The organism is Gordonia sp. DT218, from assembly GCF_049847105.1.
Classification (GTDB): domain Bacteria; phylum Actinomycetota; class Actinomycetes; order Mycobacteriales; family Mycobacteriaceae; genus Gordonia.
Map to the genome: position 1 here is coordinate 105,532 of NZ_JBNCNS010000001.1, position 17,678 is coordinate 123,209.

A 17,678-nucleotide genomic window follows, 5' to 3' on the forward strand; every position below is an offset into this window, starting at 1 on the left:
TGTCATGCGTCACCCTGGTCGGCCGCCACCATGTCCGTCACGGGGTGAACTCAGAACGAGTGTGATGCCCGACCACCAGCCGGTGTCGCCCAACGACGACACGACGCCCAGGAGAACAAGTGCCTAGTCCCTCTGCGAACAGCTCGACCATTTCCAAGGTGCTCATCGCCAATCGCGGTGAGATCGCCGTCCGCGTGATCCGCGCAGCCCGCGACGCCGGCCTCCCCAGCGTCGCGGTGTACGCCGAGCCGGACGCCGACGCACTGTTCGTGAAACTCGCCGACGAGGCGTTCGCCCTGGGTGGTCAGACCTCCGCCGAGTCCTACCTGGTGTTCGACAAGATCCTCGACGCCGCGGCCAAGTCGGGCGCCGACGCGATCCACCCCGGATACGGGTTCCTCTCCGAGAACGGCGACTTCGCCCAGGCCGTCATCGACGCGGGACTGATCTGGATCGGACCGTCTCCGCAGTCGATCCGCGACCTCGGTGACAAGGTCACCGCCCGCCACATCGCCCTCAAGGCCAACGCCCCGATGGCCCCCGGCACCAAGGATCCGGTGAAGAACGCCGACGAGGTCGTCGCCTTCGCCGAGGAGCACGGCGTGCCCGTCGCGATCAAGGCGGCGTTCGGCGGCGGTGGTCGCGGCATGAAGGTCGCGTACACCATCGAGGAGATCCCCCACCTGTTCGAGTCGGCCACCCGCGAGGCGGTCTCCGCCTTCGGCCGCGGCGAGTGCTTCGTCGAGCGTTACCTCGACAAGGCCCGCCACGTCGAGGCGCAGGTCATCGCCGACCAGCACGGCAACGTCATCGTCGCCGGCACCCGCGACTGCTCGCTGCAGCGTCGTTTCCAGAAGCTGGTCGAGGAGGCCCCCGCCCCCTTCCTGACCACCGAGCAGCGCGAGCGCATCCACTCCTCCGCCAAGGCCATCTGCCGGGAGGCCGGATACTACGGCGCGGGCACGGTCGAGTTCCTCGTCGGCGCCGACGGGCTCGTCTCCTTCCTCGAGGTCAACACCCGACTCCAGGTCGAGCACCCGGTCACCGAAGAGACCGCGGGCATCGACCTGGTCCGCCAGCAGTTTCGGATCGCCAACGGCGACAAACTGGAGATCTCCGAGGACCCGACACCTCGCGGACATTCTTTCGAGTTCCGCATCAACGGCGAGGACGCCGGCCGCAACTTCCTGCCCGCCCCCGGCCCGGTCACGGTCTACAAGGAGCCGACCGGCCCCGGCGTCCGCGTCGACTCCGGTGTCGTCGCCGGCGACGTCATCGGTGGCCAGTTCGACTCGATGCTCGCCAAGTTGATCGTCACCGGCGAGAACCGCGAGCAGGCGCTCGAGCGTTCGCGTCGCGCTCTCGCCGAGTTCCAGGTCGAGGGGCTCGCGACGGTCATCCCGTTCCACCGGCACATCGTCGAGAACCCGGCCTTCCACGGTCACGTGGACGAGAACGGCGACGAGAAGTTCGACATCTACACCAAGTGGATCGAGACCGATTGGGAGAACCCCATCGAGCCGTTCACCGGCGGTGAGCCCATCGAAGAAGACGAGTCACTGCCGCGCCAGAACGTGGTGGTCGAGGTCGGCGGCCGTCGCGTCGAGGTCTCCCTGCCCGGCGACCTCGCACTCGGCGGCGGTGGCGGCAGCGCCAACGGCGTGGTCCGCAAGAAGCCGAAGGCCCGTGCACGCAAGAAGGGCGGCGGCGCGGCCGCATCCGGCGACGCCGTGCAGGCCCCGATGCAGGGCACCGTCGTCAAGGTCGCCGTCGAGGAGGGCCAGGAGGTCTCCGCAGGTGAGCTCGTCGTGGTCCTCGAGGCGATGAAGATGGAGAACCCGGTCACCGCGCACAAGGACGGCGTGGTCACCGGCCTGGCCGTCGAGGCGGGTGCCGCGGTCACCCAGGGCACCATGCTCCTCGAGTTGAAGTAGGACACCCACCGCATTCATGAATCCGGTCGAGATCAACGCCGGGACGTGGTATCTGCGAGCGCTGCGCGCTGACGAGCGGATCACCGACGTCCCGGCGTTGTCCGATCTGGGCATCGACGATCCGCGTGCATACGTCGCCGCCACGAACGCCGCCTGGTCGGACGAGACGGGCTACGTCTGGGCCGTCTGCATTCCCACCACCGGCGAACTCATCGCGCTGATCGGAGTCCGGCGCGACGGCGACGACGGTCAGCTCTGGGGGCGTGCCCAGGTCGGCCACGACGAGGCCCTGGAGGCAGCGGTGGCGCCCGTGACACGTTTTGCCGAAGGCGCGCTCGGACTCACGGTCGGCTCGGTCGACACGCCCCCGGGCGCCTGACCTCCGCGCTCACAGCAGCGAGGTCGCCGACCACCCCGGACTGGGTGCCATGCTCGGCCACGGTTGCCGGCCATGGGCGGGTGCGCGCTGCGGCATGCCCGACGACGCCATCGCCGCGCAGGCGTTCTGATCGGCGGTCGGCATCGGGTAGATGGCGGCGAAGTCGACCCTGGTGGCACGCCAGTCGCCGAACACCGCGCCGTCGGGTGTGCGCTGGGTGCCGCTCTTGACGTTGGGCGGTCCGGCGCCGACTCTGCGGAAGTCGATCTCGACGGGCCGCGGCGCATCGGTGCGCGACGACCACGACGAAGCATTTCCCGCACCATCGCGAACGGATCGAAATCCGTGTCGGCACAGCACGATCCGTGTCCAGTCCCCTTCGTCGACGCGCCGCAGACCGGTGAAGAGTGCGGTGCCGACACCGGGCTGATCCGACGACACGTCGGGCGGGTAGGCGGCGATCATGCTGTCGATGTTCGACGGCGACGCCCCGACGAAGCCGTGGTAACCCCACATCGTCGACCGGCCGGCATCGGCCAATTCGAACGATTCGATGTAGGCCCGGACGAAGGTGCCCTCGGAACCGAACAGGTCGAACACCGGACCGGGCAACCAGCGGAAGGTGATGTCGAGGTCGGCCGGTACGTGTTCGTCCGCGCGGGGCGCCGACTCGCCCATCACCGCCGGGCTCCCTCCGCAGCCACAGATCATCACCATCGCGAAGCCGGCCGCCGCCAGCGCCGCAACAGGTCCGCGATGTGCTCGCTTCACGACGATCACCTCTTCACCCATTGGCTCCCGGGCTGTCGGCTCACCTGCACACTAGGCAGGTCGGAAGCTGCGGCGAGGCGTCCCTGTGCATCGGAATGGCGACGAGAAGGCAACGAATCCGCAGAGGCGTGGACGTTTCACCAGATCGCGGTCAGCAGATCAGCATGTCGCCGCCTCAGTCGACCGGCACGACCGGCACGTCTTCGGCAGCTCCGGTGTCCGCTCCCGCGCGCGCCGGATCCGTGTCCGGCGGCGGGGCGTCGGGGTCGTGGAAGTCGCTACTGCGGATCAGAGCCGCCGCGACCAGGCCCGCAACCAGCGCCACCACCGCAGCGATGAGGAGGACGCGATCCAGCGCGTCGGCATAACCCTGCGCAGCCACCCGGGCAACTTGTGCGCGCAGTGGCCCCGGCACCGTCCCGATCACTCCGGCCATGTTGCCGTCCGCCACGGCGTCGCCGATCTCCTGTGCGCGTGCCGACAGCGGCCCGCCGGTCAACGCCGACGCCACGGTGTCGGCGAAGTGCGATGCGAGCACACTGCCCAGCACTGCCACACCGGTGGCGATGCCGATCTGCCGGAAGGTGGAGTTGATTCCCGACGCCATGCCCGCCCGCTCCTGCTCGACCACGCCGACGGCCGTCGATGCCAGCGGCGGATTGATCAGTCCGGTGCCGATGCCGGCGACGACGAACCCCGGCACCAGCTGGGTCCAGCTGCCGGTCGGATCGGTGCCGCGCATCAGCCAGAGTCCGGCCGCGACGAGCACGAATCCGGGCCCGATGAGCCATCGCACCGGCACGAGATCCGACAGCCGGCCGGCGACAGCGGCCGCGACGAACACGACCCCCGAGAACGGCAGGAAGCGCAACCCGGCCTCCAGCGCCGAATAGCCCATGATGGTCTGCAGGTAGATGACCAGGTAGGTCAGTGCCGAGAACATCGACGCCGATACCGCCCACGCCGCGATCAGGCCGCCGTTGAAGGTCGGGACGCGGAGCAGGGCGCCGTCGATCATCGGGTCCGCGACCTTCCTTTCCACGACGAGGAAGGCGACGAGGAGCACCGCGGAGGCGATGAGCGAGCCGGCGACCGTCGGCGATCCCCAGCCGTCGGCGTGGCTGCGAATGAGACCGAAGACCAGGAATGCCAGGGCCGCACTGAAACTCACGCATCCCAGCCAGTCGATGCGCCGTGTCCCGGGGGCCTTCGACTCGTCGACTCCGAAGTAGGTGACCGCGAGGGCCGCGATACCCACCGGGATGTTGACGTAGAAGATCCAGTGCCACGACAGTCCCGTCGTCAGCACACCACCGAGAACCGGCCCGACGGCGACGGAGACGCCCGTGACCGCGCCGAACACACCGAACGCGACACCTCGCTCCTTCGGCGGAAAGGCCTGCGCCAGCAACGCGAGCGACGTGGCGAACATGATCGCCCCACCGATGCCCTGCACGGCCCGCGCAGTGACCAGGAATTCAATCGTGGGCGCCAGCCCACATGCCAGCGAACCGATCGTGAACACCACGATCCCGGACGCGAACACCAGCTTGCGGCCGATGATGTCGGCGATGGTCCCCGCCGTCAGCAGCAGCGCCGCGAGGGTGAGCGCGTACGCGTCGATCACCCACTGGAGACCGGCCAACGACGATCCCAGGTCCCGCTGGATATCGGGCAGCGCGACGTTCACGATCGTCACGTCGAGCAGCAACATGAACACCCCGGTGCACACCGCAGCCAGGGTCAACCATTTCCGAGGCATCGCGCCCCTCCTTATTTGAGTTTCAACTCAGTTAATCGTCACACATTCTGAGTGGTTACTCAATAACTTTCTGTTCCCGCGTAGAGTGCCAGACGTGACACGACGTGGACGGCCACCGAAGACCGGGCGAGACGAGATCGTCACGGCCACCTTGGCGGTCCTGCGCGATCGGGGCATCGCCCGCCTGACCACGCGCGAGATCGCCGACCGGCTGGACATCTCCGAGGGCAGCATCTTCTATCATTTCGGAGATCGAAAAGGCCTGGTGGGTGCCGTTTTCACGGAGTCGCTACGGCCACTGTGGCAGTTCGGGCCGACGATGCCGCCTGCCCCGCACGACATCGCCGAGTTGCGCGAGGTCCTCACCGTCTTCACCGCACGCCTGGAGGAATTCCTCGAGGCCGGACTCGACGTCCTGATGGCCGCCCAGGCCGACCGCGAACTCCGTGCGGAATTGGGTGGCGTGATCCTGGAGAACGATTACGGACCGCAGCGTGGCGTGATCGCGATCAGCGGGTACCTACGATCCGCACAAGACGCCGGCGTGGTCGATCCTGCGGTGGACGCAGACGTGACCGCCCATCTGCTGATCGCATCGGTCTTCCTACGGCATGCGCAGCCGATGCTGGTCGGCCATTCCCGCGGGCTGCCGTCGCGCGATCAGACGCTCGAATCGATCGTCGCGAGCCTGAGCCGCTGAGCCCGACCTCACCCAGGGGTGTCCCGATCCCGTCCGGTGGCCAGGTCGCCACACTCGACCGGGAGCAGATCGGCGCGGTGGGCGGCCAGGTACGGCTGCGCACCAACGTCACCCGTGACCGTCGCGATCACACCGTCGAGGTGATCGGCACCGAGGTACACCGGATGCCCGGGCCGACCGTCGAAGACCGCCCGGGCGATGCCATCCCGCCGACGGCCGACCGCGGCCAGAAGACGGATGGTCACATCCGGACCGACGTCCGGCGTGTCAACAACGTGTAAAACCATGCCGTCCGCATCGGCGTCGCGCGCCACTGTTGTCGCCACTCGGACGGTATCCCCCAGCCCGCCCCGCCAGCCGGGCACGACGATCGCCGATGCCCCTTCCGGCAGGTCGACGATGCGGGCGCCCATGGCGACGAACACGTCGGCGCAGCCACCGCGAGCCAGTGCGTCGACCGACCGGCGAAGCCAATCACCTTCGTCAGCACCGATTTTGGGCGCACCGAAGCGGCTCCCGGCGCCCGCGGCCAGCACCACCCCGACGACTCGGCCCGGTTCGCGCCGCCCATCCGGAATGCTCGGCCCGTTACCCATATCGACGATCGATACTAGTGCGGCACAAGCCCTTTGTCCGTTTTACGCAGCGGAAATATACGATCCGCCGCTGAGCAGGAACGGTCACCGAGGTCCAAGATGTAGCGGTCCACGGCCGACATAGAGGTGAGCGAGCATGTCCACGGATTCCACCACTCCCATCGACGGAGCCATTCGCAAGAAGAGGGTGCCCCCTGTCGACCAGGTGCCACCCACCGGCAAACTGCTCACTCTGGGCGCACAGCATGTGGTCGCGTTCTACGCCGGTGCGGTCCTCGTCCCGCTCCTGATCGCACGCTCGATCAACCTCGACTCCGAGGCCCTGACCATGCTGATCACCGCGGATCTGTTCACCTGCGGCATCGCCTCGCTACTGCAGTCGGTGGGCATCTGGAAGGTCGGTGTCCGCCTGCCACTGCTGCAGGGCATCACGTTCGCCACGCTCGCGCCGGTGATCCAGATCGCCAACAATCACGGCGGTGGGCGGGTCGGCCTGCAGACCGTGTACGGCGCGGTCATCGCGGCCGGCGTGTTCACCTTCTTGATCGCTCCGTTCTTCGCCAAGTTGATCCGTTTCCTGCCCCCGGTGGTCACCGGCACACTGATCACCATCATCGGGGTCTGCCTGATCCCGGTCGGTGCCGGCGACGCGGTCAGCGACCCGGCGACCCATTTGCACGATTCGGCCAACTGGCGGTGGGTCCTCTACGTACTCGGCACGATCCTGCTGATCGTGCTGATGCAGCGCTTCTTCCGCGGCTTCATGGCCACGATCGCAGTGCTGCTCGGCCTCGTCGTGGGAACCTTCGTGGCCTGGCTGTGCGGTGACGCGAACTTTGCGTCCGTGGGACAGGCCGACTGGCTCGGCTTCACCCCGCCGTTCGCCTTCGGCTGGCCGCGTTTCGACATCGTCGCGATCGTCTCGCTGATCGTGGTGCTGCTGGTGGTCGCCGTCGAGTCGACCGGCTCGGTGTTCGCGACCGGAGAGATCGTCGGCAAACGCATCAAGAAGGATGATGTCGCCGCGACGGTCCGGGCCGACGGTCTGGCCACCGTCATCGGTGGCGCGTTCAACTCGTTCCCGTACACCGCCTTCTCGGAGAACGTCGGCCTGGTGCGACTGACCGGCGTCAAGAGCCGATGGGTGGTCGCCGCGGCCGGCGGCATCATGATCGTCCTCGGCCTGTTCCCGAAGCTGGCCAAGGTGGTCGAGTGCATTCCCGCGCCGGTGCTGGGCGGCGCGGCCCTGATCATGTTCGCCACGGTGGCGATCGTCGGAATCCAAACCCTGACCTCGGTCGACTTCACCGACCACCGCAACCTGATCATCTCGGCGACCTCACTGGCCGTCGCACTGTATGTGCAGTTCTCGCAGTCGGCGACACCGACCACCGTCATCGACAAGTCCGGTCAACAGGTCGACGTGCCCGCCCTCCCGGGCGTCGATCAGGCAATGCCCAACATCTTCCTGCAGATCCCATTCTCGACCGGCATCACGATGGGCGCGATCACCGCGATCCTGCTCAACCTGCTGTTCTTCCACCTCGGCAGCCGCGGCCCAGCCGTCGCGGGCGGCGGTGCGATCACCCTCGACGAGGTCGACACCATGAGCAAGCAACAATTCCGCGAGACCTTCGGCGCCGTCGTGCAGAACGTCGACTGGGTACTCGACCGCGCTTGGGATCAGAAACCCTTCGAGGATGTCCACGATCTCCGCAGCGCGTTCCAGGAGGCGATGCTCACCGGTAGTGACACCGAGCAACTGGACCTGATTCGCGCCTTCCCCGACCTCGGCGCCGAGGACGAGGACACCGGCGAACTGATCGCCGTCGATCACAAGGGTCTGTCGCATCTGGAGGAGACCGAACACGAGAACGTGGTCAATCTCGCGTCGGCGTACCGGGAGCACTTCGGCTTCCCGCTGGTCATCTGCGCCCAGGAGACCGAACGATACGACCGGGTACTGCGCAGCGGCTGGGCCCGGATGGACAACGCGCAGACCAGTGAGAAGTCCTTTGCCCTCATCGAGATCGCGAAAATCGCCAACTACCGGTTCGACGACCTGGTGGCCGATGCCAATCCGATCACGTCGGCCCGGTTCAGCCGACAGCCCGAACTCTCCTAGGCTGGCCGCATGAGGCGTGTCGATTGGCGTGGATTGTCCAGTTTCAACGAACTCTCCGAACGCCAGGCCATCCATCAGCTCTATGAGTGCTGCAGCTCGTCGATCTGGGCCCTACGGGTCGCCAAGGCCCGCCCCTTCTCCGACGACGAGGCGCTGCTCGAGTATGCGGATCTCATCCTGGCCGAACTCACCGACACCGACCTCGACGAGGCCTTGGCCGGACATCCCCGGATCGGCGACCGTCCCGACAACCCGTCGTCGGAGCGAGAGCAATCGGGGGTCGCCGGTGCCGACGCAACGGTGCTGACCGACCTCAAGAAACTCAACGCTGCATACGAGGAGAAGTTCGGCCACGTGTATCTCGTGTTCGCCAACGGCCGACCGGCCGATGAACTCCTCGACATCCTCAAGCAACGGATGCACAACGACGCCGAGACCGAACGACGTGTGACGCGAATGGAATTGGCGAAGATCAACCGCAGTAGGGTGACGAGGATGCTGACCCCCGCGAGCATCTACCTCGAGGACGGAGCGACGACATGACGGGCCTGTCCACCCATGTACTCGACGCGGTGTCCGGCTCCCCGGCCCGCGGCGTCTCGATCTCATTGAGGGACGCGACCGGAACCGAACTGGCCGCAGGGCTCACCGATGATGACGGCCGGATCGGTCAGATCAGCACCGCACCGCTCACCCCGGGCACGTATCACCTCGTGTTCGACACCGGAGAGTGGTTCGACACGCACGGGATCGATGGCTTCTATCCGGAGATCGACATCTGTTTCGCAGTCGACGACCCCACCCGCCATTACCACGTCCCGGTGCTGCTCAGTCCGTATTCCTACACGACCTACCGGGGCAGCTGACCGAGCACATCGGCGGCGCGTCCGCTCCCTGCGGGCCCGGCCACCGGTGCCCCGAATGCGACGGACGCCACAGGGCAGGGGGTAGAGTCGAAATGAAGCCGACGTCATGTCGCGTCCACGCAATCGCGCGGACCGAGTCGGCGGTGGATCGACGCTCTCGAGCCGGACTCCACCGATCACCTCTCCGAACGGATATCCGATGTCCAACGATTCCAACCTTTTTTCGCACTGCACCGACACCACTCATGCGGCCGTGCAGGCGACCACGGCCACCTCTGAGCTCCAGTTCTCCGACGCACAGGACAACCCCTACTCCGCCGGGCGAGACTGAGCGGCGGCGAGACCGTGCCACTCGCACTCGGTCCGACCCGTCTCCAACTCGCACCCGACCTCACACTCCCGATCGCCGGGGCATGGCTGCCCTACACATCGCAGATCTCGCAGGAGCTTCCCGCCCTGCAGGCGGCCGGCCGCAGCAGGCTCGGGACCATCACCCGCATCGACGTGAATTGGCGCAATTTCGCGCGCTATCCCGGATTCGACTCCGAGAATTCGCCTGACATGTTGCCGCTGATGTCGATCACCGCGGATCACGCCGAGGTGACCCTGCTCGTCATTCCGCCCAGGACCCAGTCAGCGCTGGCCGCCACGTTGTTGCGGCAGGCCGGTCAGTGCACGAGCTCACCGGGCTCCGAGCACAGCCACCTGTACCGGGACGCCCAGCGAATCCTCCGACGCGCCGCGCTGCAGTGCGGCGCCACCGACTCGAACCCCGTCGGCTGACCCGGTCAGTGCCGCCGGAGTAGTGCCACATGCTTTGTGACACAACAACGAACGCCGCCCGGGAAACCCGAGCGGCGTTCGTTGTTGAAGACTGTGGTCAGATGGCGGTCACAGTGGTCGCCTGCGGGCCCTTGGGGCCCTGCTCGACCTCGAACTGGACGCGCTGCTGCTCTTCGAGGCTGCGGTATCCGCCGCCCTGAATGGCCGAGTAGTGAACGAAAACGTCACCATCGGTGCTGTCGTCGGGAGCGATGAAGCCGAAGCCTTTTTCGCTGTTGAACCACTTGACGGTTCCTTGAGCCATGATGCTGGTACTTCTCTCTATTTTGCACACGAGAGCCATGTGGCACTCGCGAGACCATCATCGCACACTTTGTGACGTTTGAGATAACCGTGACGAAGGTGAACCGTCTGACGGCGTCCCGTGTGTTGGCCCGACGACCGTCATCGCTACGGTGGAAGACGCAGTTGGTTCGCCACTCGAGGGACATGTTGAGCCCTACCACTGGGTGGCGTCGACGTCGGCGTCCTGGACGGATACCGACGAAGAGGGAATCCGGTGAGAATCCGGAGCTGTCCCGCAGCGGTAAGTCGGAACGACCGCCGTCAGATGCACTGGACCCTGGTCCGGGAAGCGACGGTCAGTAGGAATGCCTCCGCTCAGCAGTTGCTGGGCAAGGCCCGCCGATGAGCCCGAAGACCTGCCAGGTGTACCGGACGCGCCGCGTCCGGTGGCTCGCCGTCTCGTGGACTGGGCGCAGGTCGAACTGGTGAGGTTGCGATGTCCGGGATTCCGGCATCCTCGACGCTTGCTCGCTCGACTGCCCCTGCAGGGCGGCGGACCTTCCGTATCGTTTGCAGGAGTACAACTCTCATGTCTTCACCGAACCAATCCGCTCGGCGGTTCACCGCGACCACACTGGGCACGGCCCGCATCGGCCCGCATCGCGAACTCAAGCGCGCCATCGAAGGCTATTGGGCAAACCGGGTCACCGCCACCGATCTCGAGACAGCGGCCGCAGATCTGCGCCGCCGCTCGTGGGAAGAGCTCGCCGCCACCGGAATCGACTCCATCCCGGTCAACACGTTCTCCTACTACGACCAGATACTCGACACCGCGGTGATGCTCGACGCACTGCCACCGCGAGTCGCCCTCATCGACAACCCGCTGGACCGCTATTTCGCGGCAGCGCGCGGAACTGCCGACATCGTGCCGCTGGAGATGACCAAGTGGTTCGACACCAATTACCACTACCTCGTACCGGAGATCTCGAGCGAGACCACCTTCGCCCTTCGCCCGGACAAGGTGCTCGCCGAGGTGGCGCAGGCGCACGGTGCCGGCATCGTGGCCCGGCCGGTTGTCGTGGGACCGATCACGTTCCTGGCGTTGGCGAAAGCAGTGGGTGACGGACCGGTGCCGATCACCCGTATCGACGATCTCGTGCCGCTGTATGCCGAACTACTGGACCGCCTCACCGACGCCGGGGTCGAGTGGGTGCAGTTCGACGAGCCCGCCCTGGTGACCGACGTCGTCGACGGGCTACCCGACCTGGCCGGCTCCGTCTACGCACGACTGAGCCGCGTGACCCGGCGTCCCGCCATCCTCGTCGCCACCTACTTCGGCGATCCCGGCCATTCGCTGGCAGCGCTCGCCCGAACCGAAGTCGAGGGCATCGCCGTCGACCTGGTCGAGGGCAGCGTGGCAACGGTGGCCGCGGTCCCCGAGTTGTCGGAGAAGCTGCTCGTCGCCGGTGTCGTCGACGGACGCAACATCTGGCGCACCGACCTCGATCGTGCGCTGGCGACTCTCGGCACGCTGCTGGGTTCGGCGGGTGATCTCGCGGTCTCCACCTCGTGCTCCACGCTTCATGTGCCGTACAGCCTGGCCGAGGAGGACTCGCTCGATCCGAATCTGCGCGGCTGGCTCGCCTTCGCCTCCGAGAAGTTCGGCGAGGTCGCGACGTTGTCGCGCGCGCTTCGCAGTGGCCGTGAGGCCGAGACCGAGGCTTTCGACGCGTGTCGGGCAGCACTTGCGACGCGGGACACCGACACCCGGCTACGAGACAATGCAGTTCGTGATCGGCTCGCCGCCGTCACCGACGCAGACGTGACCCGCGGCGACGCGGCGGGCCGTATCGCCGAGCAGAACCTGCGACTAGGTCTGCCCGTGCTGCCCACCACGACGATCGGCTCCTACCCGCAGACCGTGGCGATCCGCAAGGCCCGCGCCGCGCTGCGGTCCCGCGCGATCGACCGGGACGAGTACCTGCGCCGGATGCGCGCCGAGATCGCGGATGTCGTTGCCCTGCAGGAGAAGATCGGCCTCGACGTGCTGGTGCACGGTGAGCCCGAACGCAATGACATGGTGCAGTATTTCGCCGAGCAGCTCAACGGGTTCTTCGCCACCGCCAACGGGTGGGTGCAGTCGTACGGAACCCGTTGCGTCCGCCCGCCGATCCTGTTCGGCGATGTGTCCCGGCCCGCGCCGATGACCGTCGACTGGATCACCTACGCACAGTCGTTGACCGAAAAGCCGGTCAAGGGCATGCTCACCGGTCCGGTCACGATTCTGGCGTGGTCGTTCGTCCGCAACGATCAGCCAGTCTCGGAGTCGGCATCCCAGATAGCGTTGGCGATCCGCGACGAGACCGTCGACCTCGAACGCGCGGGAGCGGGCATCATCCAGGTCGACGAACCCGCACTGCGCGAGCTGCTACCCCTGCGGAACGCGGACAAGCCGGCGTACCTCGAGTGGGCGGTCACGGCCTTCCGGCTCGCCACCGCGGGTGTCGACGACTCCACCCAGGTCCACACCCACCTCTGCTACTCGGAGTTCGGTGAGGTGATCGGGGCCATCGCCGCGCTCGATGCCGACGTCACATCGATCGAGGCGGCGCGCTCCCACATGGAGGTCCTCGACGACCTCAACGCCGTGGGATTCTCCAACGGTGTCGGGCCAGGCGTGTACGACATCCACTCGCCACGGGTTCCCGACGCCGGTGAGATCGAGAAGTCGCTGTCCTCGGCGCTGGATGCCGTCGAAGTCAGACGCCTCTGGGTGAATCCCGACTGCGGGCTCAAGACGCGCGGTACCGACGAGGTGGTCGCGTCACTGACGAACATGGTCGCGGCGGCCAAGGTCGTTCGGGCATCACTCACCTGATCGGATCCATCCGGTTCTGGCCGCACCTTCGGATTGTGGCCGCACTTTCGACTCCTGGCCGGAACACGAAGGTGCGGCCAGAAGTGTCCTGGGGCGCGAGCCACGCGAGTTGCCGGGCTATCGTTCCCCTGTGTCCGTCCTGGCCGACCTCGACGATGCGCTCGCCGCCCGTACCGGCGAGCGCATCGTGGTCGGCGTGACCGGACCGCCCGGTTCGGGAAAAACCACGCTCGCACGCGCACTCACCGAGTATTACCGCCGGCTGCACGGCGACGGCTTCGTCGGGTACCTGCCCATGGACGGATTCCATCTGTCGAACACCGTTCTGACGCAATTGAACAGGTCGGACCGCAAGGGCGCACCCGACACCTTCGACGCCGACGGCTACGTCGCGTTGCTGAGTCGAGCGATCGGCGCCGACCGCAACATCTACGCCCCGGGCTTCGACCACACCGCGGGCGAGCCGATCGCCGCGGCGCTCGTACTCCCGGCGACAGCAACCCTCCTCGTCACCGAGGGGAACTACCTCGCCCTCGACGACGGAGGCTGGTCACCGGTCGCCGGATTGCTCACCCGGCTGTACTACGTGGATACGCCCGCGAACCTACGCCGCGAACGGTTGCTCCCCCGCCATGTCGCCGCGGGCAAATCACCGGAAGCCGCGCGTGACTGGGTCGCGAACGTGGACGGGCCGAACGCCGCACTCGTCGCCGGCACCCGGGATCGCGCGGATCTCGTCATCGACGGCACCGTCCCTTTCGTCTGACCGACGGCACGCGTAGAGCTCCCGGATACACACGGAACATTGCGTGTATCCGGGAGTTCCGGGTGTTGGTGCGCGGTGCGCCCAGCCGATCTCTATCAGCCGATCTCGATCAGCAGATCCCCCGGCGCGACCTGGGTGACGGCGCCGACGGCGACGCGGGCCACCTTGCCGCCGAGCGGTGCGGTGATGGTGGCCTCCATCTTCATCGCCTCGATGGTGCCGATCGCGGCACCCGCGGCGATCTCGTCGCCGACGTCCACGCTCAACGACACGACCCCGGCGAACGGGGCGCCGATGTGGTGCGGGTTGGAGCGGTCGGCCCGTTCGGCCGCCTCGACCGCGGAGTCCACCGAACCGTCGCGCACCGACACCGGACGCAACTGGCCGTTGAGCACACACATCACCGTGCGCATCCCCCGCTCGTCGGGCTCGCTGATCGCTTCGAGCCCGATCAGCAGGTCCACGCCGGGTTCGAGTTCGACACGATGCTCCTCGCCATAGCGCAGACCGTAGAAGAACTGATTCGCCGAGAGCCGCGACGTGTCGCCGTACTCCTCGTAGTGCTTCTCGAACTCCTTGGTGGGTCCCGGGAACAGCAAGCGGTTCAACGTTTCCTGCCGCTTACGCCCGGGCGCGTCGAGCGCCGCGGAATCGTCGTCGGTGAGCGTCTCCGGCGGCGGGGCCTCACCACGCCCCTGCAGCGCGATACTGCGCAGCGGCTCCGGCCATCCGCCTGCGGGGTCACCGAGCTCGCCGCGCAGGAAGCCGATCACCGAATCCGGGATGTCATAGGCCGACGGGTCGGAGGCGAACTCGGTGGCGGTGATGCCGCGTCCGACCAGCGCCAAGGCGAGGTCGCCGACCACCTTCGACGACGGTGTCACCTTGATCAGCCTGCCGAGCATCCGATCGGCAGCCGCATAGGCCTCCTCGACAGCCTCGAATCGATTGCCCAGCCCGAGCGCGATCGCCTGCTGGCGAAGATTCGACAGCTGCCCGCCCGGAATCTCGTGGGTGTACACCCGGCCGGTCGGGGCCGGAATCCCGGACTCGAAGGGCGCGTACACCTTTCGCAACGCCTCCCAATACGGTTCCAGATCGCACACCGCCTTGAGGTCGATGCCGGTGTCACGGTCGGTGTGGGCGGCCGCCGCGACGATCGCCGACAACGCCGGCTGGCTGGTCGTGCCGGCCAGCGCCGCGCTCGCACCGTCGACCGCGCTCGCACCCGCCTGCCACGCCGCGAGGTAGGTCGCGAGCTGACCGCCCGGGGTGTCGTGGGTGTGCACGTGCACGGGGAGATCGAAATTGCTGCGCAGCGCCGATACGAGCGTGGCCGCGGCCGGCGCCCGGAGCAGACCCGCCATGTCCTTGATCGCGATCACATGAGCACCGGCCTCCACGATCCGCTCGGCCAACCGCAGATAATAGTCGAGGGTGTAGAGATTCTCGTCGGGGTTGGCGAGATCGCCGGTGTAGCTCATCGCCACCTCGGCAACCGCGGTGCCGGTCTCACGCACCGCGTCGATCGCCGGACGCATCTGATCAACATTGTTGAGCGCGTCGAAGATCCGGAAGATGTCGATCCCGACCTCGGTCGCCTCCGCGACGAACGCCGTCGTCACCTTGGTCGGATACGGCGTGTAACCCACCGTGTTCGCCCCGCGCAGCAGCATCTGCAGACAGATGTTGGGGATGGCCTCACGCAGCTGCGCCAGCCGATCCCAGGGATCTTCCTTGAGGAACCGCAACGCGACGTCGTAGGTCGCGCCGCCCCAGCATTCGACCGACAACAGCTGCGGCGTCAACGCCGCCACATACGGCGCCACCATCATCAGTCCGCTGGTGCGCACCCGGGTGGCCAACAACGACTGGTGGGCGTCGCGGAAGGTGGTGTCGGTGACGCCCAGCCGCTTCGAGTCACGCAGATCCGCGGCGAACCCGTCGGGACCGAGTGCCAGCAGACGCTGACGGGACCCGTCCGGCGGTGAGGCCAGGGTGGACCGATCCAAGGTGGGCAGCTTGTCGCGCGGGTAGGCCTTCGTCGGCCGCTCACCATGCGGCTTGTTGACGGTCACGTCGGCCAGATAGGACAGGATCTTGGTGCCACGGTCGGCCGAGGATCGCGATGTCAACAGCGCCGGCCGCTCCTCGATGAACGACGTCGTGACCCGGCCTTCCCGGAAGTCCGGATCGTCGAGCACGGCCTGCAGGAACGGGATATTGGTCGCGACACCGCGGATACGGAACTCCGCGACCGCCCGTCGCGCCCGGCGTGCGGCCGTCGCGAAATCCCTTCCGCGACAAGTCAGTTTCACCAGCATTGAATCGAAATGGCCACTCACCTCGGCGCCCAGGACCGCGCCGCCGTCCAATCGCACCCCGGCACCGCCGGGACTGCGGTAGGCGGTGATGCGGCCGACGTCGGGCCGGAACCCGTTGGCCGGGTCCTCGGTGGTGATACGACACTGCATCGCCGCGCCGCGGATGCTGATCTGATCCTGGGTCAGTCCCAGATCGGGCAACGACTCCCCCGCCGCGATCCGCAACTGCGAACCGACCAGATCGACGTCGGTGATCTCCTCGGTGACCGTGTGCTCGACCTGAATCCGCGGATTCATCTCGATGAACACATGCCGGCCCTGTTCGTCGAGCAGGAACTCGACGGTGCCGGCACAGGTGTAGCCGATGTGGGTGGCGAACGCGACCGCATCCGCGCAGATCTTCTCGCGCAACGCCGGATCGAGGTTCGGCGCCGGAGCCAGCTCCACCACCTTCTGGTGGCGGCGCTGCACACTGCAGTCCCGTTCGAACAGATGGATCACGTTGCCATGGGTGTCGGCCAGGATCTGCACCTCGATGTGGCGAGGATTGACCACCGCCTGCTCCAGGAACACTGTCGGATCCCCGAACGCCGCATCCGCCTCGCGCGAGGCCGCCGCAATCGCTTCGGCGAGGTCGTCGGGCTCCGCGACCCGACGCATCCCCCGGCCACCACCACCGGCCACCGCCTTGACGAACACGGGGAAGTGCATGTCCGCCGCAGCACGCAACAACTCGTCGACATCGGCCGACGGCTCCGACGACGCCAGCACCGGCAGGCCGGCGGCCTTGGCCGCGGCCACCGCGGTCGCCTTGTTGCCCGTCAGCTCCAACACATCGGCCGAGGGCCCGACGAAGGTGATCCCCGCCTCGGCACACGCCGCCGCGAGCCCCTGGTTCTCCGAGAGAAATCCATAACCCGGGTAGATGGCATCCGCGCCACACCGAACGGCCGCACCGACGATCTCGTCGACCGACAGGTAGGCCCGAACAGGATGGCCGGGGACCCCGATCTGGTAGGACTCGTCGGCCTTGAGACGGTGAACCGAATTCCGGTCCTCGTAGGGGAAGATCGCGACCGTTCTGGCCCCGAGTTCATAGGTTGCTCGGAAGGCGCGGATCGCGATCTCGCCGCGGTTGGCCACCAGGACTTTGTCGAACACTTGGCTCTCTCTCGTCAGTGCGCCGGAGCACGCCCGTTGATTGTTGCTGTCGAACGCACCCGCTGACCGCATCCATTACAAGCTGGGTGGCCCAAGAATACTGGGCCGACGTCGGCCCCGAAGCATCGGGAGACAGAAACAGCGGCCAATCCCACGCAGCGAGGCCTGCTCACAATAGTGGCGTTGACCTGTGCGTTCTCGGAAACATCACCGAACTATCGCTCGGTCTTCGCCCGATGAGCGGACGCGCAGGTACGCGTCCTCACGACACCCGCCTCGCACGCGACCTCATGCGCCGACCTCGGCCACGTCGGCCACCCTGTCACTGGGTGACATATCCGATTTCTC

Annotated in this window: 15 protein-coding genes and 1 riboswitch; of the genes, 10 read left to right on the top strand and 5 right to left on the bottom strand. The window is 66.9% G+C overall.

Annotated features, from left to right (window positions below; translation table 11 throughout):
* Positions 1 to 119 precede the first annotated feature (119 nt).
* The gene (locus tag ACPXCG_RS00495) at positions 120 to 1,934 is read left to right on the top strand and encodes an acetyl/propionyl/methylcrotonyl-CoA carboxylase subunit alpha (protein WP_425788069.1); all 1,815 of its coding nucleotides are present in this window, start codon (positions 120 to 122) and stop codon (positions 1,932 to 1,934) included.
* Between the two features lie 16 nt (positions 1,935 to 1,950).
* A complete protein-coding gene (locus tag ACPXCG_RS00500; protein ID WP_425788071.1) occupies positions 1,951 to 2,313 on the top strand; it encodes a GNAT family N-acetyltransferase in 363 nt (120 codons plus the stop codon).
* Positions 2,314 to 2,322: 9 nt separating this feature from the next.
* On the opposite strand, the gene ACPXCG_RS00505 is transcribed toward ACPXCG_RS00500, so the two are convergent.
* Together ACPXCG_RS00505 and ACPXCG_RS00510 are read right to left on the bottom strand one after the other, a co-directional pair.
* Entirely contained in the window at positions 2,323 to 3,084 is a 762-nt protein-coding gene (locus tag ACPXCG_RS00505; RefSeq protein ID WP_425788073.1) for a hypothetical protein, read from the bottom strand.
* Positions 3,085 to 3,259: 175 nt separating this feature from the next.
* Positions 3,260 to 4,846: an MFS transporter gene (locus ACPXCG_RS00510; protein ID WP_425788075.1), complete on the bottom strand. Its 1,587-nt coding sequence runs from the start codon at positions 4,844 to 4,846 to the stop codon at positions 3,260 to 3,262.
* A gap of 94 nt (positions 4,847 to 4,940) precedes the next feature.
* On the opposite strand from ACPXCG_RS00510, the gene ACPXCG_RS00515 reads away from it, so the two are divergent.
* Entirely contained in the window at positions 4,941 to 5,546 is a 606-nt protein-coding gene (locus tag ACPXCG_RS00515; protein WP_425788077.1) for a TetR/AcrR family transcriptional regulator, read from the top strand.
* An 8-nt stretch (positions 5,547 to 5,554) separates the two neighbouring features.
* Here the strand turns inward: ACPXCG_RS00515 and ACPXCG_RS00520 are convergent, their stop codons facing one another.
* On the bottom strand, positions 5,555 to 6,142 hold the full coding sequence (locus tag ACPXCG_RS00520; RefSeq protein WP_425788079.1) for a nucleotidyltransferase family protein: 588 nt from the start codon (positions 6,140 to 6,142) through the stop codon (positions 5,555 to 5,557).
* Between the two features lie 136 nt (positions 6,143 to 6,278).
* On the opposite strand from ACPXCG_RS00520, the gene ACPXCG_RS00525 reads away from it, so the two are divergent.
* The 5 genes from ACPXCG_RS00525 (at position 6,279) to ACPXCG_RS00545 (ending at position 9,916) form a co-directional block, all read left to right on the top strand.
* Complete coding sequence (locus ACPXCG_RS00525) at positions 6,279 to 8,267, top strand: solute carrier family 23 protein (protein WP_425788081.1); 1,989 nt, start codon at positions 6,279 to 6,281, stop codon at positions 8,265 to 8,267.
* A gap of 9 nt (positions 8,268 to 8,276) precedes the next feature.
* On the top strand, positions 8,277 to 8,810 hold the full coding sequence (gene uraD, locus ACPXCG_RS00530; protein ID WP_425788083.1) for a 2-oxo-4-hydroxy-4-carboxy-5-ureidoimidazoline decarboxylase: 534 nt from the start codon (positions 8,277 to 8,279) through the stop codon (positions 8,808 to 8,810).
* The gene (gene uraH, locus ACPXCG_RS00535) at positions 8,807 to 9,133 is read left to right on the top strand and encodes a hydroxyisourate hydrolase (protein ID WP_425788085.1); all 327 of its coding nucleotides are present in this window, start codon (positions 8,807 to 8,809) and stop codon (positions 9,131 to 9,133) included. Before uraD ends, uraH begins: the two co-directional genes overlap by 4 nt.
* Positions 9,134 to 9,332: 199 nt before the next feature.
* Entirely contained in the window at positions 9,333 to 9,464 is a 132-nt protein-coding gene (locus tag ACPXCG_RS00540) for a hypothetical protein (RefSeq protein WP_267628251.1), read from the top strand.
* Positions 9,465 to 9,478: 14 nt separating this feature from the next.
* Entirely contained in the window at positions 9,479 to 9,916 is a 438-nt protein-coding gene (locus ACPXCG_RS00545) for a DUF5994 family protein (protein WP_425788088.1), read from the top strand.
* A gap of 97 nt (positions 9,917 to 10,013) precedes the next feature.
* Here ACPXCG_RS00545 and ACPXCG_RS00550 read toward each other — a convergent pair whose 3' ends face one another.
* The gene (locus tag ACPXCG_RS00550; RefSeq protein WP_161059604.1) at positions 10,014 to 10,220 is read right to left on the bottom strand and encodes a cold-shock protein; all 207 of its coding nucleotides are present in this window, start codon (positions 10,218 to 10,220) and stop codon (positions 10,014 to 10,016) included.
* 209 nt (positions 10,221 to 10,429) lie between these two features.
* A riboswitch (cobalamin riboswitch) is annotated at positions 10,430 to 10,639 on the top strand.
* A gap of 151 nt (positions 10,640 to 10,790) precedes the next feature.
* Here ACPXCG_RS00550 and metE point away from each other — a divergent pair.
* Together metE and ACPXCG_RS00560 are read left to right on the top strand one after the other, a co-directional pair.
* On the top strand, positions 10,791 to 13,079 hold the full coding sequence (gene metE, locus ACPXCG_RS00555; protein WP_425788090.1) for a 5-methyltetrahydropteroyltriglutamate--homocysteine S-methyltransferase: 2,289 nt from the start codon (positions 10,791 to 10,793) through the stop codon (positions 13,077 to 13,079).
* A 130-nt stretch (positions 13,080 to 13,209) separates the two neighbouring features.
* Positions 13,210 to 13,845 carry a nucleoside/nucleotide kinase family protein gene (locus ACPXCG_RS00560; protein WP_425788092.1) on the top strand — a complete coding sequence of 212 codons (636 nt, stop codon included), beginning with the start codon at positions 13,210 to 13,212 and terminating at the stop codon, positions 13,843 to 13,845.
* A gap of 95 nt (positions 13,846 to 13,940) precedes the next feature.
* On the opposite strand, the gene ACPXCG_RS00565 is transcribed toward ACPXCG_RS00560, so the two are convergent.
* Complete coding sequence (locus ACPXCG_RS00565; RefSeq protein WP_425788094.1) at positions 13,941 to 17,330, bottom strand: pyruvate carboxylase; 3,390 nt, start codon at positions 17,328 to 17,330, stop codon at positions 13,941 to 13,943.
* Positions 17,331 to 17,678: the final 348 nt, after the last annotated feature.